The organism is Moorena sp. SIO4G3 (genome assembly GCF_010692305.1).
GTDB classification, from domain to species: Bacteria; Cyanobacteriota; Cyanobacteriia; order Cyanobacteriales; family Coleofasciculaceae; genus Moorena; species Moorena producens_A.
This window is the reverse complement of sequence record NZ_JAAHIG010000010.1, coordinates 44,033-67,950: the sequence shown is the minus strand read 5'-3', so window position 1 is coordinate 67,950 and position 23,918 is coordinate 44,033. Positions and strand designations below refer to the sequence as shown.

Annotated in this window: 23 protein-coding genes and 1 tRNA gene; 13 read left to right on the top strand and 11 right to left on the bottom strand. The window is 44.1% G+C overall.

Annotated elements, in window-relative coordinates; genetic code table 11:
- Nucleotides 1-15: 15 nt before the first annotated feature.
- On the bottom strand, nucleotides 16-2,913 hold the full coding sequence (locus tag F6J99_RS03340) for an ATP-binding protein (RefSeq protein ID WP_293111695.1): 2,898 nt from the start codon (nucleotides 2,911-2,913) through the stop codon (nucleotides 16-18).
- A gap of 1,161 nt (nucleotides 2,914-4,074) precedes the next feature.
- On the opposite strand from F6J99_RS03340, the gene F6J99_RS03335 reads away from it, so the two are divergent.
- Entirely contained in the window at nucleotides 4,075-4,806 is a 732-nt protein-coding gene (locus F6J99_RS03335; RefSeq protein WP_293060811.1) for a response regulator transcription factor, read from the top strand.
- Between the two features lie 2 nt (nucleotides 4,807-4,808).
- Here the strand turns inward: F6J99_RS03335 and F6J99_RS03330 are convergent, their stop codons facing one another.
- Both F6J99_RS03330 and F6J99_RS03325 read right to left on the bottom strand, forming a co-directional pair.
- Nucleotides 4,809-5,219, bottom strand: coding sequence for a hypothetical protein (locus F6J99_RS03330; RefSeq protein ID WP_293111694.1), 411 nt, complete (start codon nucleotides 5,217-5,219; stop codon nucleotides 4,809-4,811).
- Nucleotides 5,220-5,489: 270 nt separating this feature from the next.
- A complete protein-coding gene (locus F6J99_RS03325) occupies nucleotides 5,490-7,415 on the bottom strand; it encodes a caspase family protein (RefSeq protein WP_293111693.1) in 1,926 nt (641 codons plus the stop codon).
- A gap of 289 nt (nucleotides 7,416-7,704) precedes the next feature.
- Between F6J99_RS03325 and F6J99_RS03320 the strand changes: the two genes are divergently transcribed.
- From F6J99_RS03320 to F6J99_RS03310, 3 genes are all read left to right on the top strand, one after another.
- Complete coding sequence (locus F6J99_RS03320) at nucleotides 7,705-8,247, top strand: hypothetical protein (protein WP_293111692.1); 543 nt, start codon at nucleotides 7,705-7,707, stop codon at nucleotides 8,245-8,247.
- Between the two features lie 44 nt (nucleotides 8,248-8,291).
- Nucleotides 8,292-8,462, top strand: a complete 171-nt coding sequence (gene rpmF, locus F6J99_RS03315) for a 50S ribosomal protein L32 (protein WP_293027472.1) — start codon at nucleotides 8,292-8,294, stop codon at nucleotides 8,460-8,462.
- Between the two features lie 615 nt (nucleotides 8,463-9,077).
- Nucleotides 9,078-9,920 carry a universal stress protein gene (locus F6J99_RS03310; protein WP_293111691.1) on the top strand — a complete coding sequence of 281 codons (843 nt, stop codon included), beginning with the start codon at nucleotides 9,078-9,080 and terminating at the stop codon, nucleotides 9,918-9,920.
- Between the two features lie 720 nt (nucleotides 9,921-10,640).
- Here F6J99_RS03310 and psbM read toward each other — a convergent pair.
- From psbM to F6J99_RS03295, 3 genes are all read right to left on the bottom strand, one after another.
- On the bottom strand, nucleotides 10,641-10,754 hold the full coding sequence (psbM, locus tag F6J99_RS03305; RefSeq protein ID WP_044495836.1) for a photosystem II reaction center protein PsbM: 114 nt from the start codon (nucleotides 10,752-10,754) through the stop codon (nucleotides 10,641-10,643).
- 370 nt (nucleotides 10,755-11,124) lie between these two features.
- Entirely contained in the window at nucleotides 11,125-11,454 is a 330-nt protein-coding gene (locus F6J99_RS03300; RefSeq protein WP_070393096.1) for a 2Fe-2S iron-sulfur cluster-binding protein, read from the bottom strand.
- 366 nt (nucleotides 11,455-11,820) lie between these two features.
- Nucleotides 11,821-13,668: a TolC family protein gene (locus F6J99_RS03295; RefSeq protein ID WP_293111690.1), complete on the bottom strand. Its 1,848-nt coding sequence runs from the start codon at nucleotides 13,666-13,668 to the stop codon at nucleotides 11,821-11,823.
- A 251-nt stretch (nucleotides 13,669-13,919) separates the two neighbouring features.
- Here F6J99_RS03295 and F6J99_RS03290 point away from each other — a divergent pair, with 251 nt between their 5' ends.
- A complete protein-coding gene (locus tag F6J99_RS03290) occupies nucleotides 13,920-14,072 on the top strand; it encodes a hypothetical protein (protein WP_293111689.1) in 153 nt (50 codons plus the stop codon).
- Between the two features lie 734 nt (nucleotides 14,073-14,806).
- Here F6J99_RS03290 and F6J99_RS03285 read toward each other — a convergent pair.
- Together F6J99_RS03285 and F6J99_RS03280 are read right to left on the bottom strand one after the other, a co-directional pair.
- Nucleotides 14,807-14,989 carry a hypothetical protein gene (locus F6J99_RS03285; RefSeq protein WP_293111688.1) on the bottom strand — a complete coding sequence of 61 codons (183 nt, stop codon included), beginning with the start codon at nucleotides 14,987-14,989 and terminating at the stop codon, nucleotides 14,807-14,809.
- Between the two features lie 192 nt (nucleotides 14,990-15,181).
- The gene (locus tag F6J99_RS03280; RefSeq protein ID WP_293111687.1) at nucleotides 15,182-16,243 is read right to left on the bottom strand and encodes a mannose-1-phosphate guanylyltransferase; all 1,062 of its coding nucleotides are present in this window, start codon (nucleotides 16,241-16,243) and stop codon (nucleotides 15,182-15,184) included.
- A gap of 455 nt (nucleotides 16,244-16,698) precedes the next feature.
- On the opposite strand from F6J99_RS03280, the gene F6J99_RS03275 reads away from it, so the two are divergent.
- Both F6J99_RS03275 and F6J99_RS03270 read left to right on the top strand, forming a co-directional pair.
- Nucleotides 16,699-18,138: an LCP family protein gene (locus F6J99_RS03275; RefSeq protein ID WP_293060766.1), complete on the top strand. Its 1,440-nt coding sequence runs from the start codon at nucleotides 16,699-16,701 to the stop codon at nucleotides 18,136-18,138.
- Between the two features lie 30 nt (nucleotides 18,139-18,168).
- Nucleotides 18,169-18,678 (top strand): pentapeptide repeat-containing protein, encoded by a 510-nt coding sequence (locus F6J99_RS03270; RefSeq protein WP_202972101.1) that lies wholly within the window; start codon nucleotides 18,169-18,171, stop codon nucleotides 18,676-18,678.
- Here F6J99_RS03270 and F6J99_RS03265 read toward each other — a convergent pair.
- A complete protein-coding gene (locus F6J99_RS03265; RefSeq protein WP_070393100.1) occupies nucleotides 18,664-19,374 on the bottom strand; it encodes a GDSL-type esterase/lipase family protein in 711 nt (236 codons plus the stop codon). The two genes, F6J99_RS03270 and F6J99_RS03265, sit on opposite strands and share 15 nt — an antisense overlap.
- A gap of 677 nt (nucleotides 19,375-20,051) precedes the next feature.
- On the opposite strand from F6J99_RS03265, the gene F6J99_RS03260 reads away from it, so the two are divergent.
- The 6 genes from F6J99_RS03260 (at nucleotide 20,052) to F6J99_RS03235 (ending at nucleotide 22,783) form a co-directional block, all read left to right on the top strand.
- Nucleotides 20,052-20,282, top strand: coding sequence for a DNA-directed RNA polymerase subunit omega (locus F6J99_RS03260; RefSeq protein ID WP_070393102.1), 231 nt, complete (start codon nucleotides 20,052-20,054; stop codon nucleotides 20,280-20,282).
- A 110-nt stretch (nucleotides 20,283-20,392) separates the two neighbouring features.
- Nucleotides 20,393-21,037, top strand: a complete 645-nt coding sequence (locus tag F6J99_RS03255; RefSeq protein ID WP_070393103.1) for a hypothetical protein — start codon at nucleotides 20,393-20,395, stop codon at nucleotides 21,035-21,037.
- 29 nt (nucleotides 21,038-21,066) lie between these two features.
- Entirely contained in the window at nucleotides 21,067-21,432 is a 366-nt protein-coding gene (locus F6J99_RS03250) for a DUF1818 family protein (RefSeq protein ID WP_070393104.1), read from the top strand.
- 48 nt (nucleotides 21,433-21,480) lie between these two features.
- Nucleotides 21,481-21,554: transfer RNA gene (locus F6J99_RS03245), tRNA-Pro, on the top strand.
- 463 nt (nucleotides 21,555-22,017) lie between these two features.
- Entirely contained in the window at nucleotides 22,018-22,338 is a 321-nt protein-coding gene (locus F6J99_RS03240; protein ID WP_293111686.1) for a hypothetical protein, read from the top strand.
- The gene (locus tag F6J99_RS03235; protein ID WP_293111685.1) at nucleotides 22,325-22,783 is read left to right on the top strand and encodes a PIN domain-containing protein; all 459 of its coding nucleotides are present in this window, start codon (nucleotides 22,325-22,327) and stop codon (nucleotides 22,781-22,783) included. Before F6J99_RS03240 ends, F6J99_RS03235 begins: the two co-directional genes overlap by 14 nt.
- Nucleotides 22,784-23,064: 281 nt before the next feature.
- Here F6J99_RS03235 and F6J99_RS03230 read toward each other — a convergent pair whose 3' ends face one another.
- Nucleotides 23,065-23,520: a DUF29 domain-containing protein gene (locus tag F6J99_RS03230; RefSeq protein ID WP_293111715.1), complete on the bottom strand. Its 456-nt coding sequence runs from the start codon at nucleotides 23,518-23,520 to the stop codon at nucleotides 23,065-23,067.
- Nucleotides 23,513-23,647, bottom strand: a complete 135-nt coding sequence (locus F6J99_RS03225) for a hypothetical protein (protein ID WP_293111684.1) — start codon at nucleotides 23,645-23,647, stop codon at nucleotides 23,513-23,515. Before F6J99_RS03225 ends, F6J99_RS03230 begins: the two co-directional genes overlap by 8 nt.
- Nucleotides 23,648-23,918 lie beyond the last annotated feature (271 nt).

Here is a 23,918-nt window from a genome sequence, read left to right as displayed (position 1 = left end):
TGATTTTCCTGAAACCTAATAAATTACCCTTCCAGCACGAAATCCTTTAAGAGTCTGGGGCAAAAACGAACAAGCTAGGGTTTTAGATTTTGGTAGATCGCAATCAAGACAATCGGGAGTAGAAGCTTTTACTCGTCGAGGAAACTTGACATGGAAGGTAGACCCCTTACCCACCTTACTCTCTACCGTAATCGTTCCTTGCATCAACTTGACTAAAGATTCTGTAATTGCCAGTCCTAAGCCGGTACCCGAGTATTTGCGAGTTGTGGTTTGATCAATTTGTTGGAACTCCTCAAAAATATGCTCTAAGTTATCCTGGGCAATTCCAATTCCTGTATCCCTAACAGTGAGAATCAGCCAGTCGGTGGAAATTTCCTTGACTACCACCTCTATCCTGCCAATTTCGGTAAACTTAATGGCATTGGAAACCAGATTGGCCAAAATCTGCCGCAGGCGGAGGCTATCATTGATTACGATGGGATTTTGTAAATTGGTTTGGATATATAACCCTAAATCCTTCTGATCGGCTAGGCAACGGAATTCATTGATGGTTTCTTTGATCAACCTGTCCAAATGCAAACTTTCCAAGGTTAACTCCAGACAAACTGCCTCAATTTTGGACAGGTCAATCATATCCTTGATTAGAGTCAGTAGATGTTGAGCATTATTCACAATGCGCTCGATTATATCTGCTTGTTGGTGGGTCAAGGATCCCTGACGCTGACGCAATAGCAGCTGAGAAAAGCCAATAATGGCATTCATGGGAGTTCGTAACTCATGGGATATCGTAGAAACAAACTGGGATTTCAATCGTGCTGCTTCCAACAATTGCAGGTTCTGTAGCTTGAGGGATGCATCTCTCCTTTCGAGTTCCCGATTCTGGCGAGCCAGCATAGTGTTCTGAAACTCTAAACGTGCTTCTTGCTCCTCTAAGGCTTCAATCATACGAGCATTATCAATTGCGATCGCGGCTTGTTCATTAATCATGCGAGCATTATCAATTGCGATCGCAGCTTGTTCACCCACTGCTCCTAGCAGATTCCGACCTGATTGGTCTAATGCCTCTGGGTCTTCCCAATTGCCAATAGCTAGTACTCCCAAGCGTCCTGCTTGCACAGACTCAATCGCCACAGCGTAAATAGCTGTAGGTACTTCCTCTTCCGGATGCCGGTAATCCCAACTCTTGCGCTGAATTAACTGAGATTTTCCAGTTAAAAAGACTTGAGAGAGTAACCCTTCCTCAAGGGGCAAGATGTCTTCCCAGAGGAACTTTTGTGTATGAATTCCCTCGGTAACCCTTAAGACTTCAGGGTTACCGAGGGAATTATTGAGAATGATGAAACAAAATTCAACCCCAGCAATCGCTTTAACTACCTCAGATACGATCTCTTGCAACAGATTTGGAAGGTTAGTCAGCCGTTGATTGAGGAGATTAGTCAACTGGTGTAGGGTTCTCAATTGCTGTTGCTGTTCATTGAGAATCGTAATTACCTGCCTGAGATCATCACTCGCCTGGTTTGCCTCTCGGTATAACCGCGAATTTTCAGTGCCTAGGGCAGCGCGACTAGCTAAATCCTCAGCCAACTTGACATCGAGCTCATTGTAGCGGCGACCTGAGTCACTCCTGACAAACCAAATTGAGCCCAAGATTTGTGAACCCATTCGTAATGGTACACAAATGTAAGACTTAATTTTCAATGCCTGTAACATCCTGAGATGGTCAGGATCCTCAGCAGCAGCACTTAGGAATTGATCAGAAACCTCAAAATAGGTATCCGTACAACCTGTACGTAAAACCTTGCCATTGCCATACTCTTCATCCCCCTGGGGAGGGTAGCAACGGTGCAGTTTCCAAATCAACTCCTCTTGCTCTGGGTTAACATGGGCAACCGCAAGACGCTGGTAAGACTCGGGAGTATCATAGCTATCAATTGGCGATACTACATCAATGGCACACCAATCAGCAAAGCGAGGGATTACCAGCTGCACTAGATTGTCCAATGTAGTCTGGTAATCGAGGGAAGCTGAAAGTACAGCAGAAGCCTCCGCCAGAAATCGCTGGGATTGTTCTGCTCGCTTCTGCTGAGTAATATCAGTAATTACACCAGACATCCGGAATGGTACTCCTTGATCATTCAACTGGGCTTTGCCACGAGCAGTACAGTAGCGATCTTCTCCAAAAGCAAAGGGTAGGTGAAATTCTACATCCAGTTCAAGATAATCTTGTTGGTAACTAGCTACCGCCTTAGTAACTTTGAGTAGATCTGAGGAATTTAGTAACTTAAATAACAGATCAGGAGAAAAGTTATGGTGGTACTTCCCTATCTGTTCAGCCGACAAGCCAGTAATTTCATAGAAGCGGTCATTACAATACAGTTGTTTAGTGATCAGGTTCCAGTCCCAGATCCCGTCATTGGAACCTTCTAGCACCAAGCGGTAGCGTTCTTCGCTTTCTTTGAGCCGCTGATGAGCTATGAGCGCTTCCCGTTCTGCGCGGTAGAGGCGAACCGCATTAGAGATACTACGTAAAAGCTTTTCGGGTGAGATTTGGCTTTTGGTCAGATAGTCCGATGCTCCAGATTTGATCAGCTCAACCGCAATTTGCTCGTTAATTTGCTCGTTCCCCTGGTTACTCAAAACAATCACAGGCACTTCAATGCCAGCATCACGGATTTGTTGAACCAGAGTCAATCCGTCGCCATCCGGTAAGTTATAGTCCAATAGAATGCAGTCCAAACTCGGTTGGGTAAGGGTAGAGTTGGCGCAGCGTGATGCGATGATCGACAAGGCGCTTTTGCTGTCAACTGCAACAGCTATTTTTACGGGTATACCCCCTCTGTTAAGAGCTTTAATGATGGCTTTGCAGTTAACTTGATCATCCTCTACGATAAGTAGTCTGATAATCTCGTCCATGATTTAGCGGTTGAGCTGTTGTCATTGATTATTGGCTAATGATTAGTGGATAGTTGGTAGTAACAGTTCTTGACTGACAACCGACACCTGAGGAGGCTAATTAATTATATTGAGCATACTCTATTGATTGAGTTTAGATATTCCACGAATTTAGTCAACCATTAGGACTTGACAATCTCTCCACGTCCCTTTAAATTGTAGGCTTCTACCTTACCTCGGTACTAGTCAGAGAGCTTCAGTAAAAATACTGATCTGACTAGGTAGAGGAAATCCCAAGGTTGTGTAGTATCACCAGAACATTTGACTAGTCGATTATCATCGACTACGCATGAGTATACTTGTCTAAAAACTCACGCTGCTTAGTAATTTCACTGACCTAGGGCATGAACCAATCCGATTGGAATGAATCAATCCTAATTTTCCAGTGGTATTTCCTGAGAAACAAACTCCCTGAGATAGATTTTTTATGGGGTTTTACCCCCTATTTTATCCTGCTGTTGGATCACGGTGCGTAGGATGCTCTGCAGATGACCATAAAGAGTAGGATTTATGGGAATTAGTCATTTTCTGGTGGTGAGGCTACCGCGCGTTACTTAATAAGCGCATTTGATCCGCCTGTGGGCCGAAGCTAAGCAAATGGCTACGCTAGGTGATAGGTGCGCTTTCAGCTGTTTGTGCGCTTTCTGCATTAAGAATCAAATTCCCGGGTCGGTGCGCCTTTCGGCAAAGCTGACCCGGGGCGCGAACGGGCGCGGACCTGTTGAGAATTTCCTCTCACCGTTGGAATGGGAAATCGTGCCAACCCCTATGACAAGTCGTTTTGGCACCACTAACCCCTTATACTCATAAAGTGTAAAGATTATAATAAGTAACTACCCATAGGTGCGCTCTTACTTGGCGAATTAAATTCGCCAAGGGTCGCACCTCCTGTAACTTCTCAAGAACTTTATATCTGATACCGTAATAGTTTTTGACAAATGCTTTCATTCCAGCTAACTTTAAGTGATCGTTGCCAAGAGATGCTCTTTTGGAAACTCTATCCCAAACTCATAAATATCTACAACTACCAATAGGTGGAGATAATGAGGATTTTTACCAAAACTTTACAAAATTACTCTAAAAATCAATAAACTATAAATCTCACACCCCTAGACGTTAATGATGGGTAAAATTCGTGTGGCTCTCATTGAAGACCATGATCTGACTCGGATGGGTCTGCGAACAGCCCTCCAACAAAACGGTGAAATTGAATTGGTGGGCGAAGCAGCCAATGCTACTGAAGGACTAAAGTTACTCGCGGAATCTAGACCAGATATCGGAATTGTCGATATTGGTCTTCCTGACATGGATGGAACTGAATTAACTAGACAATTCAAAGAGTTTCAAGCTAAACAGGATGATTCTAAACAGGATGATTTCCCCACCAAGATTATGGTACTGACCTTGCAGGATGATCAAGAAGCTGTACTAGCAGCTTTCGCTGCTGGAGCTGACTCTTACTGCATGAAAAATATAACTTTTGATCAATTGGTAGAAGCTCTGAAAGTGACCTATGAAGGTAATGCTTGGATTGATCCAGCCATTGCCAGAATTGTACTTGAGCAGATCAAACCAAGTAAACATACTCAGCATGCTGACGCTAGTGAAACGATCGCTATCCATGCTGCTCCCAATGAATACAATCAAATGATTGAAGCTTATCCTTTAACGGAAAGGGAATTAGAGGTTTTGCAGTTGATTGTAGAAGGTTGCAGCAATGCTGTTATTGCAGAAAGGTTATATATCACTGTGGGAACTGTCAAAACTCATGTCCGAAATATCTTGAATAAACTCTGTGCGGATGACCGTACTCAAGCAGCTGTCCGTGCCCTCCGCTCTGGCTTAGTTATTTGAGATTATACCATAGAGTAACCTTTGACAGTTATAAGGTTGAAGGTTCGTTGGTTGTTCGCGTAGCGTGGCCAATAGGCCAAGGTTCGTTGGTTGTTCGCGTAGCGTGGCCAATAGGCCAAGGTTCGTTGGTTGTTCGCGTAGCGTGGCCAATAGGCCAAGGTTAGATGGTTGAAGGTTAGATGGTTGTTCGCGTAGCGTGGCCAATAGGCCAAGGTTCGTTGGTTGTTCGCGTAGCGTGGCCAATAGGCCAAGGTTAGATGGTTGAAGGTTAGATGGTTGAAGGTTAGTTGGTTGTTCGCGTAGCGTGGCCAATAGGCCAAGGTTAGTTGGTTGAAGGTTAGTTGGTTGTTCGCGTAGCGTGGCCAATAGGCCAAGGTTAGTTGGTTGTTCGCGTAGCGTGGCCAATAGGCCAAGGTTAGATGGTTGTTCTCCCTAGGGGTCCGGTGTAGGGTAGGTTGAAGATTAGAGCCTTAACAACTGAAAGCCGGATGTATAATTGGCAACCTGTAACCTGTAACCTGTAACCTGTAACCTGTAACCTGTAACCTGTAACCTTCAACCTGTAACCTTCAACCTGTAACCTTCAACCTGTAACCTTCAACCTGTAACCTTCAACCTGTAACCTTCAACCTGTAACCTTCAACCTGTAACCTTCAACCTGTAACCTTCAACCCAAATGGCTATCAAGGTCTACCTTGCTCCCATCTAGCGATCGCTTCTTGGGCAGCCTCATAGTAAGGGGTATCTTTGGGGACTAATTTTGCTGTGTTAATTGCGGAGAGAAACTTGCCTCGCGAGGCACGGGACTTAGCAATCCCATAAATCTTATCGCTAGCTTGAGCAATTAACGCTTGTGCTGTGGCATACTTCGGTTGACCCGGTGGAATCTTACGCAGGGTTGCGATCGCACGATTATAACTAGACGCTTGATTACGTTGGACTTGTTTGATGGCTGTTTGGATAGTCTGTTGATTCTGAGACTTCTGTTGGGCGAGAATCTGCCACTGTTTAATGGCATCGTTAGCCAAAGCATAAACAGAAGGGTTATCTTCAGGAACTAGCTGGGCAGCTGCGATCGCTCCTTCAAAATCACTTTTTTTTGCCCGTTTCGTGGCTAGAGCCAAAATTGACTGACTCCAACGAGTGATATATTTTTGTGTCTGCTCATAAAGAGGATCCCCAGGTTTTACCTGACGGGCAATTGCGATCGCATCGCTATACACAGATGCCTGTTTCGGTTCAACTAATTGTCTTGCCTGGTCCAAAGCTGCTTGATTCGCCTTGATCAGACTCGGTTCCAGGGATTTCTGTGGTTTAGTTTCCAGGGGTTTACTCTTGGAATTTGGCAAGGGAGCTGGAGTTGCCTGGGATTTTGACGCTGTAGGCAATGTTACTGGGGAATTCCTGACCTTAGTAGTCTCTGGTAATTTGGTAGTTAATGTGCTAGTGTCTGTTTCTTTAATCACCTGCTGGCTAATCAAGCCTTCCTGGTTACGGACAACAGTTAAGCTCACTAGTCCTAACAACAAAGCTATACCACTACCCCAAAACAACCATTCTCGCCATGACGATAACTCTTCTGTATCAGTTTGAGGCTGGCTGTCTGAATAAGAAACTAAAGCTACTGAGTCAGATAACCTTTGGTTTGAGCTGTCAGTGTTAGTGGGTAAAGAGCTATTCGGGTTTTGCTTTACCACCGATAAAGGTTTTTTCGTAAATTCACTCTCAAGGTGCGCGCCTCCAAGGCCGGGGAACCCGGCCTTGGGTCGCACCTCAAGATTATTCCCATCTTCGGAAAGAACTACCTTGGTAGCTTCTGAGTCAGTGTTCGGGTCAGCCCATTGATTTTCTGGTGGTGAGCTTGCCCCTTCAGGCCAAATTTGTTGTTGTCGATACTCCTGTAAAGGAATCACCGTCAGAGGAATCTGAACTGGTCGCCAATGGTGTTGGCTCAACTCCGGTAGGCGCTCCCTTAGATACTCTTCAAGATTCTCAAGGGTAATGTCAGTATGATAGTAACGCAGTGCTTCTAGAAGTGCTGAGGTGAATAAGCCATTCCCTAGAGCCGAAGCTTCGTGAGAAAACTGGTTGAGTTGACTAGAAAGTATCAGGGAAATACCCATTTGGTAGGCTAATTCCACTGTTTCAGCACCAACCGGTTCACCAGATGGCATTCCCGGTGATCGGTTTATGTCTAACAATACCAGGATTTTATTGCTCCCCATAGTCTTGAGAGAGGAAAACAGGCATTCTATTGGTATACCTGTTCCTGGAATGTCATCTGGGTTGCCATCAATCGGCATGAGGTAGTCAACTTTATCCCAACTGACCCCGCAGCCACTGAACAAGAACCAACGCCAACTTTCTCGGGAAGCTGGACTCTGGCGAATCCTGTCGAGACATCTTAAAATATTTTCTCGGTTGGGGTAGGTTAAAACATCATCAATCGGTGGTGAAGTATCAGTTAATAAAAGAAACTCACTGGGTTGCAGATGAGCTTGCTCTACAAAAAAACCTTGTAGTCTTTGAGCATCTGCTTGACCATAGTTTAGAGGTTGTAAGAACTGATAGTGGTTGATGCCAATTGCTATACCAGCGTAATTTGCCATTTACCCCATACCCTAGCGGCTGAAACTCGTAAATTTTATACCTAATTTTAGGTATGCCTAAATTTATTACTATTGCTGTAGTTTCCCCTTACAGGCAAATTCTAATTTAACCCTGTTTAGCTTAACCTAACGGCTTAACTTTATTTATTAATTAATCAATTATAACACTATCGAACCTAGTCCACCTTTCAAGGCTCTCGAAGTACTTTCTGTCAATCTAGTTGACTTAAAGATTTTCCTTCATGATAAGAATTGACCTTTTTTCAGCCTAATCAAAGGATACAATACTATGTTGTCCAAAGTAATCCGGCTATTGGTGTTACCAGGCTTAGTAGGGGTTAGTTGCTTGACCACAGTTGCCATTGTTCCCCAAAGCGCCGAAGCCAAGACAGCTCGTATTAATGTTACCCTGAATCGTGAGCCTGACGAAACTTACCAAGGCTTTATGCGCCGTGCTGAAGTAGTTGCTAGAGCAGCAGCTCAACGGAGCTTCGATAGTGATATTTTGACTACAAAGGTAGCGATTACTATTCTAGGGCAAAATCAAGGAGAAATTGCCCCAGTCTTGTTGTTAGAAGTCAGCCGTCCATCCTGGCAAAGACGACCGGATGCCAAGTATTGGGCAACTTATTTTCCCAATACCCAGTTCCTACTGCGAGTTGAGGAACCTGATTTTTCTGCTCAAACTCAGCCACAGTCACTGGAAACAGCTTCCCCAAGTCCTCAAGCACCGCCAGCCAACAACCAGGCTCCTGAGCCGCCAGCCAACAACCAGGCTCCTGAGTCATCATTACCTGACAACGAGATAGAAGACCGAGATACAAGACAATGAAATAAGATAGAAAAGCTGTCTAACAATTTAAATAAATTACACTTATGGCTGTTCCTAAGAAGAAAACCTCCAAATCCAAACGGGATAAACGTAAAGCTAACTGGAAGCGCAAAGCGCATCTGGAAGCACAAAAAGCCCTCTCTCTCGGTAAAGCAGTCCTGAGTGGGCGTTCTAGCTTTGTTTATCCAACACAGGAAGAAGAAGACGAAGACTAGGTTTACTACTCCCCACCGGGCTTCGGACGGCGTATCGCTTTTTTCCCATGGTTCCGGTGGGTTAGGTATAACGAAGACAACGCGCTATACACCCTGTTGCCCTAACACCTCTGAGACTTTGGAGTCTCCAAGCTACTTACCTAGCTTAATAGATCTGAAGCTAATACTGAAGCTAGGCGTGATAGTCCTCACTTATCAAGGAGTGCTGTCTTCTGAGCGCCGTTAATAAATTTTCAAAATTTTCTAGCCTCATTATCAGTATCCTGGTCAGTATATACCAGGTAAAGTCAAACCCCCAACCCCTACCGGACAACTATCTGATGTCACGGGTTGCTGGGGATTGAACTGGCATATCTAAACTTGATTTCTGTTCGTTAACTTTTGGTGGTTAACAATTAACAGAAAATCAGGATTCGCGCTGTGGCAATTAGATGTACCACAGCTTAATACCATTGAGTTGAGTTTGAAGTAAGTGCCAGACAATTTACCAAAAATTTTTAAGGGTTAATTGTTAGATTTTGCAACTCAATTTTGCAACTCAATTTTGCAACTCAATTTTTCATCTCAATGGTCAGTAACCAATCATAATTTAGTAACTCCAGCAAGAATTGCCCAATGATAAGAAAAATTTTAATATCTGTAGCTGGTCGGGGACTGTGTGAAGAAATGTTCAACATGTTGGCCGAAATTCCTGCCATACAACAGGCATCGGTCACAGTCCTACATGTGGTGCCTCCTCAAGTCACAGCTGAAGCCATGTCAGCTAAGTTAAAAGAGGGGGGTAAAATATTAGCAGATGCGGTCAAGTCGTTAAAGGTTGACCCCAGCAAAATCACTCCCAGACTGAAACAAGGAGACCCTAAAAATATCGTTACCCAAGTGGCAGACGAAGAAGAAACCGACCTGATTATTATGGGTTCGAGAGGACTAACTCGCCTAGAAGCGATTTTAGAAAACTCCGTTAGCCAATATGTGTTCCAATTGTCCTCCCGCCCAATGTTGTTGGTCAAAGACGATGTCTACGTCAAACAAATCAGACGGGTTATGGTCGCAATGGATAAATCTGATGCTGCTCAAAATTCCTTCGAGTTGGCTCTATCCCTAGTGCGAGATATGAAGAATGCTCAACTATATCTAGCTCGTGTCATCCCCGAAGCCAAACCTGACCAACTGATGAGCAATGCAGAAGCAGACCCAGTTCTGGCAGACGCAGCAGCAAAAGCCAAAAGGCTAGGTGTTTCTTACCGTTGTGTTCTAAGTGGCGGTAAGGCCGGACCAGGAATCTGCGAGTTAGCAGAGGACAAGAACATCGACTTGCTGATTCTCGGTTCTCCTGACCGTCGCCCTTCTATCGCCAAGAGTTTAGTAGATTTAGATCGATTACTGGGGAATTCTTTATCAGACTACGTCAGAGTCAAAGCCAATTGCCCAGTGTTGTTATCACGCACAACTACTTGAAGCAGTCAGTTATTAACCATTAGTCATTAGCCATTAGTCATTAGTATTGCCAGTAAACCTCTTGTTGCTTACAAGTTGCTTAAAAAGGGTTTCTGATCAAGGCTTAATGACAAAAGGTTAATGACTTTATACTTAAACTTCCACCTACTTGAGATTTCACTTACTTTAGTGGTGGGAGGGAGAGTCATAAATCGAGTAACAATAGCTGACTTATCCCGCCTACTTTAGTGGCGTGATAAGTCAACTTCACCGTTATTTAATTGAAATTAATTAGACAACGTTAGACAACGTTAGACAAAAAACCCCTTGGACTTTCATCCTGGTAAGAATCCCACGCTGACCTTTAGGTGACATACTCCTACACTGACTGTTACTGGCAGTGCCAGACGCTACGCGAACGATTTCAGTGTAGGCTTCTTGCCAACTCCACCCAACGGTTAGGATACAAGGCCGTAGGCCACGCGGGGCGCGTTCGGCAAGCTTTATTAACGACAAGGGATGCCCCTCTGCACCGGAACAATACAAAAGGTTCTTTTTTTTTAATTAGTAGGTGGCGGTTAGCTCTTAATTTATTTCCCTACTACTTCCATTATAGACGATTATAGACGATAGCAAAGTATCAAAGTTCCGCCTCCGCCATTCATCCCACGCCGATCTTGCTCCTAGGTCGCCGTGCGGCTCGAAGGATTCGGAAGTGGGGCTTCTGGCGGATGAAGCTAACTAGTTTCCTGAGCCTTCACGGCTCGCGGTTTGAATATAAAGAATTAGTAGGAAAACCGCAGGAACCAGCACAAACAAAATGCTGGCAACAAACCCTAGATCGTTTACTTGCATGATTATTACTTCCTCTAAATCGTTTTTAACCAACCAGCTATAGGATACCATTCAACACCGCTGGTAGAAATAGAAGATAAAAATCGAAGCCTGGCAGGGCGAAATCAGGCTAATGCTAGTTAAGTGCGTTGGTTGATAATACTTGTGAGGTACATTCAATTACCCTAGCTTTACTCCCTACTCCCTACTCCCTAGCCTTGGCCTTTGGGCCACGCCTTCGCGAATGGGCCACGCGTTCGCGTTCAAACCCACGACGAAAGCACCTAACCCAATTGATAAATGCTATAAACCCTATGTACACCTCTATATCTACACGTCTATATCATCTGTATATAAGCAGGGGTATTCAGCTGACAATCCCTCGCTATGGTTAGATGGCACCAGATGGGGATTTGCTCTTCAGGGTTGGTTTAGTTTTAACACTCACCGGTCCATTCACCAAGACTTGACAGGCTAATCGGTAAGTATCTGGCTTTTTCTTTAGTTTCCGATTTTCTACCTCAGTTCTAGGGGATAGATTTTCTATGCCTGCCACAATTTCCACAATACAGGTACCACATTGGCCATAACCGCCACAGTTCACCAGTTTGCCCCGAAACGTGTAGAGATCTATGCGATTTTGCAGCATTTTCTCTCGTAAGTTCGCTCCATTGGCAGCAATGACTTCTTGGTCTTCCTTGACAAATTTGATATTAGCCATGATTTGTCCCAAGTCTGATCTTATTTTCTGATAGTATTTCTATTTTATTAAGGAATGTTAAAAAATAAGCATCCCTGGTCAATGGTTCATGGCTAAGTTGGCCATAAACCATTAACTCTAAACCAGAGCAGGTATTCTGTCAATTTAGTTTTGCGAGTTAGGGCAAGGTTAATTCTATTAGATATTAGAGATTAGTCCTTAACCTCTAATACCTAGGGTCTAATACCTAGGGTCTAATACCTAGTTCCTAATACCTAGTGTCTAATACCTAGTGCCTAATACCTAAGATCTAATACTTAGGGTCTAATACCTAGTGCCTAGTTGGGACAAGTCTAGTCTACCCCTTAATTCAATTAAGATGAAATACTAGGGAATATCACTAACTTTACTGTCTGGTAGATTACTCACTGCCCGTTGCAAGTTGGCCAAAGCGCGGTTGTAGCCCAGAATTGCAGTAAGTTGGTTAATCCTAGCCCGGGTAAGGGCAGTTTGCTGGTTAATTACGTCGGTTTGGGTACCAACCCCTGCCTGAAATCGTAACCGAGCTAGCCGGAGACTCTCTTCTGCTACTTCTAGGGCAAAGGATGCGGTTTCAATACTCTCTTCATTGGAGTTTAATTGAGAATAAGCTTGTTCGATCTCAAAGCGTATTTGATCCCGTTGGTTAGCAAAACTGCTTTCAGCTACGGCAACATCAATATCTTCCTGCTTTGCTCTGGCCATGGCTGCTCCGCCATCAAAGAAATTCCACTGGAATTGTGCCCCTACCGAGTAACCATCACCAAAACCCAAAGTATCATTTAAGTCATCCAATAGGTCGATTTGACCAAATACACTCAACTGGGGCCTGACCGCAGCCAGAGCAATGGTGCGCTGTTCCTTGTTGATCTTTCGTTGTACCAGTTGCTGTTCTAACTCAGATCGGTTTTTATAAGACAGGATCAGGCTCTGTTCTAGAGATAAATCCCAACTTCCAGCAATTTCGATGGGATCGGCTGCGGTAATTTCTGCGGATTGAGATAAGTTTAATAACTCCGCCAGCTGACGTCGGGCTATACGTTGGTCACTCAGAGCGTTGGTCAACCCTTGAGAGTCATTGGCTAGCTCAACCTGCTGTTGCAAGACCTCAAATCGGGTTCCTAAACCAGCTTGTTCCAGTAACTCGGTATCCCGTAGAATCTGAGCGGATTCGGTGACTGCCGCTTGGGAAATCTCAACTCGAGCATCAGCTTCTTGCAAATTGTAATAGGCAAGGGTGACCTGAAGTCGAATCTCTTCAGAGAGGCGTTCTACCTCCAGCTGCTGTAAGTTTAGCTGTTCCTCAGCTAGACGGACTTGTGCTGGTCGTTGCCCACCAGTGTATAGGTTATAATTTAAACTTAGGGTTGCAGTGAAACTTCCTGACGGCCCAGGGTTTGGCGTACGCTGAGCTGGTGGCACAGTCTCTTGACCTTGAGCGTCACGTGTTGCCTGAGCACTTATCTGGCCTCTTGCACCCTGTCCATAATTAATTTGCGCACTTGTTGACAAACTGGGATACCAAGCAGTTAAGGCTTCTTGAAGAACAAACTGATTACGTTCCAAGGTCAGTTGCGCTTGCTGTAATTCCTGATTATTACGCTTTGCCAATTCTATGGTCTGTTGGAGGGTAATTGGCTGTGTGACATCTATCTGCACTTCCTGGCTTTGGGTGGGAAATGATAACGGATTGGGGTCAGGATCAAGAAACTCTGGCGCTGAGGTTCCAGAGGTTCCTGAGCTTCCAGAGGTTTGTGACATTAACTCAGGGTTTTCCCCTGTGGCAGATTCAACTACCGTATCCTCACCAACGTCTACGGATTGCGATGGCGCTGCCAACTCAGCCACAGCAGGAATCGACTCCTCCTGCGTTGCCTGATCACTAGGCAGGATGGTTTGATCAATAATTTCTTGGACTAATTCTGCTTCTGAAGGTGAGGAATCTACAGAGGAAATAGACTCCTGTTGCTCTGGTTGTTTGGGAGCTGGGTTAGTGTTATTGATGACTTCTAGCACTAGCTCCCCTCCCTCTGGGTTTGGGGCTGCTTCTGTTAAGGATTCTGGGTTAGGTGTAGCTACTGAGTTATTCTGAGGCTTAGTAAGTGATGGTAAATCTTCTGAGGCTCCGGATTCCATGCCGCTCAAGGCAATTGCCGTCCCCACACCTACAGCTAATATATAACGAAAAGTTGGCATAGATTTTACAGTTGATTTTAGTCTTAGCAGAACTACTTCTCTTGCTCAATTTAGCAACCAATGGCAGGATAATGGCTTGCTATTGGGTTTAGCAAAGGAATATTCCCGGTTTGCATATCTAAATCAGGATTGAGCCTCAAATTGCCATTTTTTCTAGGAGTTGCTCTTTAACAAGACTTTATTATAGTGGGCAATGGCTTCACAGTATCCTCATATTGGCAATTTTCTGTTGCAGGGAGAAAAGTGACTAGATGCGTTCGCTTTTAGCGGAAGCGAAGCTTCATCGCATAACCCCTATCTCACACATTGAAATTGTGAATAGGGGCGCTTTGGGGAGATGGGGAGATGGGGAGATGGGGAGATGGGGAGATGGGGATACTGGTAGATGGTCTGCTTTTGCATAAGGGTCGCGATTGGGAATTTCAATGCATATTAGCTAACTGCTTGTTGTGATCGTCAAACTGGGTTGAGTAGGGATGGGAAGATAGGGAAATGGCAGGATGGAGGGATGGGAATCGAGCAATTTTTTGTCAATCCACATATCGGGTTAATCGGTTAATTTTTATTACTGAGCCGATGCTCTAGTATCAGTAATTTGGCTCAATTAGGGTAAAACTATTGTTTTTTAACCTTAGGTTAGATTGGGGTAAGGTTTAACCGCCGGACAAGTTTTCCAGTCTGCCACAATACCAAAGCATTATTTCTGTTTTTGTCAAGATTACTTTATGTTCAGGGTTAGTTGTGTTCCAAGGTTTTTGCGTTCGCATAAGCGCGGAAGCTTAGCGTGACTCGCGTAGCGGATCTTACCGAGCATCGCCTTCTCTTGCTTACTATCTATTAATCCTTTATATTAATCATTCACAAATAAACAAAACTTTGTATCACTAAGGTGTATGGCTAAGGATTGACAGTGGGATAACCTTATTTATTTAAAAAAGGCGTTAGTAATCTAGCCAGAGACCTTCCGATATTAAAAACACATAATTTTAAATAAGCAGACATAAAATTTATTCACCCATGCCGCAAAAAAACATCAATTAAAATAATTTAAAATACTTAGTTTTATGGATTAGATTGATATTAGTCATAATAGATTATTATTGGTTATAGTTTGTTAGGCATTTATATGATATGTTAACTATTTCCTAAAAATCCATACTTTTTCGGTTCCCTGTTCCCTGTTCCCTGTTCCCTGTTCCCTGTTCCCTGTTCCCTGTTCCCTGTTCCCTGTTCCCTGTTCCCTATTCCCTGTTCCCTGTTTCCTGTTCCCTGTTCCCTGTTCCCTGTTCCCTGTTCCCTGTTCCCTGTTTATACACTTCATTGAATATCGCCTAACTTTGTATATTTTTAATTTATCTTTTTTTCTAGTTCAGATTAGATAAATTAGTCAGTAAATTAAGAGCACCACTGACTCATAAATAATGATAAAACTCTGAACTATATATTCTGAAGCAATCTGAGGTTAATCGTAATTATAATGTGGCTCAACCTAGGAATTATTACAAGCGATTAATCACAAAAAATCTTGTAAAATTGAATTATCTTTGAGAATTTTGAGCGCTTGTTTTATGTCCTGGGTACGGTCTTTTTTGGCAATTAACGTAGCATTGCGATCGCGTACCACCAGCACATCGTCTAAACCAATAGTAACAATCACCTCATCATCACTACTGGAGTAGACAATTGCTCCTTGAGTATCCAGTTCCACATGATTAGCCATTGCCACATTTTTAGCATCGCCATTATGCAGGCGTTCTAAAGCATTCCAATCTCCCAAATCATCCCAACCAAAGGAGGCTGGTAAAACATAAGCTAGCTGTGTTTTTTCCATCAAAGCGTAGTCAATACTTTTCTTCTCTAGCTCAGCATAAGCCGCCACACCTTTTTCTTCTAAAGGGGCAATAATTTCTGGTGCATAGGTGCGCAATTCATCTAAAACTACCCCAGCCCGGAAAATGAACATCCCACTGTTCCAGCTGAATCGACCAGTAGACAAAAATTCCTCAGCGGTCTCCTGGTTTGGCTTTTCGGTGAACCGACTGACCTGATACACTGGCAATCCCTCAAACGTGCCAGTCTTCTCACCTTGCTCAATGTAACCGTAGCCCGTGGAAGGGTATTGGGGCGTGATGCCTAAGGTCACAATCGATGACTCAGCGGCAGCCAATTGAGCAGCCGCCTTGATAGTTTGCTGAAACCCTTGCTCATCTTCAATCCAGTGGTCAGCAGGGAAAAAGCCCACTACCGCATCTTCTCCGTAAGCCTTGGCAATTTCTAGAGTTGCCCAAGCCACTGCTGGTGCTGTATCCCGTCCTTCTGGTTCCGCTAATAGATGCTTCTGGGGTAATGATGGTAGTTGTTGAGTCACCCCCTCAGCTAACATAGCAGAAGTAATCACCCACAACTGTTCTGGCCCGACCGTCAGCTTACTCAATCGGTCAGCCGTTGCCTGCAAAAGACTCTTGCCACTACCATCCAAACATAAAAACTGCTTGGGTCGGTGCTTACGGCTCAACGGCCAAAACCGTTCACCTTTGCCACCAGCAAGAATCACAGGGATGAGAGAGTTATCCATGATGTAGGCTTAACTGTAGTTTTCTGCTACATACTAACCTCACTTTCCCTGATTCAGCTGGTATAGGCTGTAGATTATGAAAAATGGTTAAAGTACTTGTTTAGCCATTACATTAGTCGTTACATTAGTCCTAAAATTAGTCATTTGTCCACCAATTCCTTCATCCCTATTCAGGTATTCGTGTTGTGCATTGATCACAAAGGACTAATCACTCTTAGATGTTCCTCAAAGCGCTTTCACCAAGAGCTTTAGCCGTGGGTAGCCAAAGCGCTTTTTTCAATGAAGCCACTTTGAAGGTAGGCAAAATGGTTTATTGGCTTTGACTTCTAGACTTATAGACTAATAGGCCAACAACAATATCTTAAACTGTAGCCAAAGGCTACAGTTTAATTGGATAGCCAACTATAGGCTTGGAACTTGAATCCTTTAATAGTCATCACAATTCATAGGTAAATTTGGATACAGGTGTGATTAATAATGCCTCAGCTTCAACACCCCAACCATCACCCCAAGAGGGTGATACAGGAGTCTCTTACTCTCAGCTTGACCTGACTACAGACCTAGACGCTTCTGTCTCTGGATTAAGATTAACCCTTGCCCCCTATTTGCGGTGGGTATTCTGGAGTAGCGCTTTTGTCCTGACAGCCGTTATTTCTGCGGCTTTGGGAGCGACCTTAGCCCTAGTTACCCCATTGTCGCCCCTGATTAAATCCCATTCTCAACCCGAAAAGGCTAAAATCCCCCAGAATCAACCAGCTGCTTCTGACCACAAATCTTCTCGTAGAAATTTTCCCTACAACCTGTCACGACCAGTCAATATCCTGGTGATGGGTATAGACCGAGTCCCAGATGCGTTGCCAGGTTCCCCAGAGGTTTTTGGTGGTCGCAGTGATACCCTGTTGCTGTTGCGCTTAGACCCCAAAGACCACTCCGTGAATATGCTTTCAATTCCACGGGATACCAGAATAGAAATTCCGGGTGTTGGGATAATTAAAATTAACGATGCCAATGTCAAAGGTGGATCTACTTTAACCGCAGAAGTGGTTAGCCGTACCTTAAATGATGTACCCATTGATAGGTATGTGCGCATTACCACTGATGCATTTCGGGAACTTGTGGACTTGGTCGGTGGCCTGGAAGTCTTTGTGCCTGAGAAGATGGAATATGTAGATCTCACTCAGAAACTGGAAATTGATTTAGAACCAGGGTGGCAAACCTTGAATGGAGACCAAGCGGAACAATTTGCTCGATACCGAAAAGACAATGGTGATATTGCTCGGATACAGCGGCAGCAGATCTTACTCAAGGCACTGCGCCAGCGTTTAGTTACTCCCAGTGTAGTGCCTCGTTTACCAAAAATCCTGCGAGTGATGCAGCAGTATATTGATACCAATCTCAGCTTAGAGGAAATCTTGGCACTGGTTGGTTTTGGTCTAGAGGTTGGTAAAGATAATATCAGAATGGTACTCTTGCCCGGTCGATTCAGCAACGCTGATGAATACATTGCCAGTTACTGGCTGATGAATTCACGAGGGCGAGACCGAGTGATGAGTGACTATTTCGAACAAGAGCCCAAATACAAGAGTTCATTAAGGCGCCGCCGTTCACCCCATCGGGTCAGAATTGCGGTTCAAAATGCTACCGATGACCCAGAACTTGGTCGCCGTGTTGCCCGGTATTTAGCCAGAAATGACTTCTACAATGTCTATTATGTCTCAGATTGGCCTGACCGCTTGTCCCAGACTGAGATTATTGTTCAGCAAGGGGACATAAAAACAGCAGATATTGTCAAAAAAGTCCTGGGACTAGGTAGAGTAGAAGCATCCTCTACTGGTCATCTCAAATCTGAGCTGACGATTCGAGTCGGTGAAGATTGGTTAGAGAGGGAGTTTTAGGCTTTAAGTTTTAAGGAGTCAGGTTCACAAGTGATTAGGGTTATTTGGCGACGCTTATTGGGACTATTTTTAGTTCTGGTTATGGCTTGGCTATGGGTGCTTTTATCGGCTACTCCTGCCTATGCTCAGGAGAATACAGTAAATTATTCTCTTACAGATTTGAGTTATCGTAACTTTTCCCATAAGAATTTAGTTGGTGGCGTATTTGCAGGCGCTGAAATGCGAGGCACAAACTTCCAAGGTGCTGACCTGAGTAAATCTATCTTCACCAAGGGAAATTTATTGAAAGCGAATCTCGAAGGTGCAAATCTGACCAATTCTTGGGCAGATCGGGTAATTTTAGACCAAGCTAATTTGACCAATGCTATTTTGACCAAGGCAATGATGATTAGCACCAGGTTTTACGATGCCGAGATAACTGGTGCTGATTTTACTGGTGCCGAGATTGACCGCTATCAGGCTAAACTGATGTGTGAGCGTGCTACGGGGGTCAATCCTGTAACTGGTATCTCCACACGGTATAGTTTAGGCTGTCCCTAGGCTTAAGGAGTTAAGCTGAGCTAAGGGGTTCCAGAGCAGGATGTCTTGTAATAATTGCTGATAACCAGCCACATTGGGATGGAGACCATCTGGAGATAGGTGTTGGAAGCACCAATCATAACCACGGGATGTCCATAAATCAAAAACGTCTAGATAGGGAATTTGACGCCTCAGACACGCAAGGCGAGTTGCTTCTTTGTAGTAGTACTGGTCAGCATGATTGTAGTAAAAACAATCGAGAAAGGGCATTTTCCTTTCATCCACTGGTACCATACCCACAAATAGCACTGGACAGAGTTGCTGGGCTAGCTCGAGCAGATGGGCTAGTTCTTCCTGGAAACTCTCAAAATTAGTAAAATTTTTGCCATCGGGACGCGCCTTACGGGCTGAATCGTTAACGCCCACCGATAAAATAATGGCATCTGGTACACGGTTTCTGAGTTCACCACGACTGCGAAATTCATGCTCTAGTCGCTTGTGGACTTGGGTAACCCCATCACCCCGAACTCCTAAATTGTAGAGTACATGACCAGGACTATCGGGTAACATCCACTGACGTCGCAGTCGCTCTACCCAGCCGCCACCTTCTGGGTCTCCAAATCCATAGATCAGACTATCTCCGAGGACAACGAACTTCAGGGGAGTTATTTGGCGCTGATGGAATGACTCAAAGCTAGGAGCGGCAAGTGTTTGCATAGACAAGATTTATTTGGTCAGATAATTGTTAACAACTCGACACACTCAAGATAGCTTAGCAATGGTATGATCTTTTGTATATGTAAAAGGTAAATGTACCACAGGAGTAAATCAAGGTACTCTCACCACTAAGGTCGCCTTTCGATGCGATCGCATCCAAGGGATACTATTTAGAGATACCATGTAAAGACTCCATTTACACAAAAATTACCCATTGCCCCCTAGAGGTCTCTTGCCTTGGGAAACTTTAGTCAGTAGTAACTCCCAGAGCAAGGAGGGTTAAGGGGTGAAAACCAACTAAACTCCGTAAGTCCTATTACAGATGGCATTTATACATAATCCGATTTACAGATGACCCCATTTACACATAAGTAGGCTGGGATAGTTTGGTAGAACTTCCCAGCCTTGGTTAGATATATAGTTTCGGTATAGTTAGTAGATTCGGTATAGATAGTACAAATTGACTGTTCTTTCTTATTATTGTCATAGATACCAAGCAATGTAAGTAGAAATCCCCCAACTTCACAAATTCTTTCACTTTTTGATGGTATATTATTAACCTCAAGAAAACTTTTGTGACTTGTATCAAGGGTAACCCCTAGTTGAGAAGTCAAGTATGCTAGGCTAGAGGGGGCGATACTGATTTTAAGCAGAAATAGCAATACCTGATAAATCTTATGCTGCACAAAAGCTATAACTTTGATTCAATCGACATTCTGCAACGGACGGAGCAGCTAGTAAGTGCAGCTTCTAATCGTTATCGGATCACTGTACAACTGGCCAACCGTGCCAAGCGCCGTCGCTTCGAAGATTTTGAAAGTCTAGATGAGCCATCCATGAAGCCAGTGCTGCGAGCAATTGTTGAGATGTCTGATGAACTGACACAGCCAGAGATTATTGCGGACTAAGTTACCGTGGTGAGTTAGTCAGGGCGTCAGGGCTTCAGGGGCAAGAATAGTTCTTTCACCTAGTTTTATCCCAAAGTTGTGTAGGAATGTTCCATAGCCGTCTCTAAGCAATGTACAAGACTAAAGGAATTAAACTAGCGCTAGGTTTAGCTCTTACCACTATGACCAGTGGTTTACTATTGCTGTGGAAATCCCACGACCAAGCGCCCTCTGTCTTCCAGCTCCTTGGAGCACAGCCTGCTGTCGCCCAGTTTTTTATTCCCCCAGAGATTAGCAAGGTAGTATATAAGCGTTTACCGGATTTACCACAACAGAACCAATACATTAGTAAAGAAAGCGGTGAAGTAGCTGCCAATAATACCCTGGTTAACCGCTTAATTCGGTATCACGTCTATGAGAAAAAACGGTTGCCCAATTTCCGTTTTGATTGGAAATTGACCATGGCTGACTATCTAGGTGCATACGATTACCTAGAAGCATCCCAGTATCCCAGTGGGGATACCTTAACCGAAAATCCCATGGAAGGGGATATTGCAGCAATAGAACAATTAACTCGTGCCGAACGGGATGCATTAGTAAGCGTTTTGGTCAACATATTCAATCCCAATCGCAGTGAAACTGTGGCACCAGAGTCGAGCACACAACCATCACCTGCAACAACCTCCAATCCTACATCACCGGCCACAACCTCCAATCCTAGAAGAGGAGTATCTTTACCTAAACCAGGAGATGCTCAGTTACTCAAACCTAATTGACGTCTGGTTAATTGGGCAGAATCAGGTTTATGGAACGTCTGGTTAAACATGGAGAAGGCTGGCGTATTGGTTGGGATCCTGAGGCTCCTAACTATAAAGGTCTAGTGGGTGGTGAGGACTGGGCATTTGAACTAACGGAGTCAGAGTTGAATGACTTTTGTCGGTTGTTGCTGCAATTAGCTCAGACTATGAGTGAGATGGCTAGTGAGTTGATGGATGAAGAGAAAATCACTTGTGAAGCAGAAAGCGATTGGCTGTGGATGGAGGTAGAGGGCTATCCTTCTGCTTATACCCTACGCTTGATTTTGAATCAGGGACGCTGTTGTGAGGGGAGCTGGGTGGCAACAGCGGTTCCAGGGTTGCTAGCAGCAGCTAAGTCTCTGAAAGTTTTTTAGTTTGGTTGTTCAGATCTCGAATAGTGTGGTATATTAAATAAGGTTTTCCGGGGCGTAGCGCAGCTTGGTAGCGCACCACTTTGGGGTAGTGGGGGTCGTGGGTTCAAATCCCGCCGCTCCGATTCATTTCAGAAATCGGGTATGATCGTCAGACTCAGTTTGTGACTGTTGTGTGATTAATGTGATCTGGACAAAGTATCTGTGAAAAACTAAAAAAGCTATGTGAGCAATAATCCTTAGCTAAAAGGACGAGCTACTAAAGCATACTGAGCATAGTTCTTAGAGGATATCTCCCAAGTTTTTTTATACTGAATTTTGCCCCCCTAGCCCCCCAACTTTGGGGGGAACAAGAGTCAATTTGCTTCTAAAAGTCCCCCGCCCCCCTAACCCCCCAATTCGGGGGGAATTAGCGGATGCTTCGCTTTTTTACAGATGGGGACCAACGGGGGCTTGGATGTAGCAAATGAGACTTCTCAGACAACCTCTTAGAATTTAGGGCTTAAACTGGGAGTAATTGATGCAGCTAAAAATTTACCATTTGACCTCAGGGTTAATCAAGATGATATCAAGGGTTTAGGAAGTAAAATGCGTACCAATTTAAAAGATATTTTCACACAAATTGATAGATTGAATAAGAAAGAACAGCTTGAAGTTTTTAATTATTTAGAACAGCGTTTTCAGAAAGAATTAGATGCTGATAAAAGTCAATATAATGAGTCAGATTATGAAAATTTGCTGCAGTATATTACTGATAATTCCTATCAAGAATGTAAACGGCCTCTGGGAGAGTTTAGAGGGATTGCACCAAACTTGTTAGAAGGTCAAGATGCTCAAGAATGGGTCAATCAGCAGCGTGATCAATGGGCAGAAAGGGGATCTGGAGGTCAGCAGAGTGAGCTTAGATGAGGCGTTAGAGGGAGTTAAGACTATTTTTATTGATACTTCTCCAGTGATTTATTATGTAGAGAATCACCCTCTTTTTGCCGATGTAGTACAAGGGGTAATCAATAAGTTAGATGGGGGAGATTTACAAGGAGTAATTTCTCCGGTGACGTTGGCTGAATGTTTGGTCAATCCTTTGAAGAATCACGATCAGAAGTTACAGCGAGATTTTGTTGATTTCCTCCTGCGTCATAAGTCAATTAGGATAGTAGAAATTGAGACAAAAATTGGACTTTTGGCTGCACAGTTACGAGCAAAATATGGTTTGAAACTTCCTGATGGGTTTCAGGTGGCAACGGCGATGACAAACGGGTGTGAGGCTTTGTTGACGAATGACGACCAATTCCGGCGCGTTTCTGATTTACAGGTGTTAGTGGTTAAGGATTTTGTGACAGGGAATATTTTGTGATGGGTGAGGGGAGGTTAAAACCTGGGTACCTTGTGTGGTGTTCGGTAGCCCTCAAGCTCCTGAAGTTCGGGAATATAAGGGCTATCGAGTTGTTTAATTTAATCCCAGTAGTGCGATGAAGCGTTTCGGCAAAGCCGACGCTACGCGAACGCAAAGCCTGGCCTACGGCCTCAGCTTCCGCTTTTAGCGAACGCACTCAGTTCTTCAAGGATTGGAAAAGGGTAGGTGTCTTTGGAGAAGCGATTAGCCCAAAGGGCTACGCTACGCGAACGCATTTTCAATTAATCTCCATAAAAGTCTTCATCTAATAGCTGTTCAATTGTAAAAGGACATTGATTGGGATAGTCTTCAGGGTTGGGCTTACGAATGCCAAAGCTGGCTTTTTTACCTTCCTTTATAGCTAACTTTCGAGCATCTTGATAAGCGTTAGCGATCGCTTCTTCTAAATAACGTTTAAATGAAGGACTGTCTTGTAAATCTTTTTGGATACGAAACCGATGTTCTGTAACTGAACTATACCAACTTCCTTTCATGGACTCAGGAGCGTCAGTTTGAACCATTATTTTCAGTAAATGGGCAATCAGGATGGTTAAATTGCTAATGAATGCTCGCTTTTCAGCCTTTCCCATGTCCTCTAACTCAATCAGCAAATTATCCCAATCAATTGCCGATAAATTTCTAGCTTTTATTTGTTCAACGATGATTTCTCGCCAACGGTTAAAATCTTGTTCATACATATAGCAAAGGGAATAGGGAACAGGGAACAGGGAACAGGGACCAGGGAGCAGCGATGCAGCGCGGTCTTGGGGAGGCAGTGCGGTCTTGGGGGTTCCCCCCATGAGCAACTGCCGTGGTTTCCCCCATGAGCGACTGCATCAAGACGGGAGTAGGGAACAGGGAACAAACATTCTCTCAATTGATTTAGGATTGCTATATAGGTAAGTTTTAAAAAATCGTAACTGCCCAGATAGGCTATCTAGACACAGACAAGCGGAATCTGGGTTTAAAAAGTTGCAATCATGGTAAACTCCAAGGGTATCCTAATTTGCGATGAAGCGTTTCGGCAAAGCCGTTCGCTTTTAGCGTGGCCAAAGGCCTCCGCTACGCGAACGCAAAGCGTGGCCTACGGCCTCAG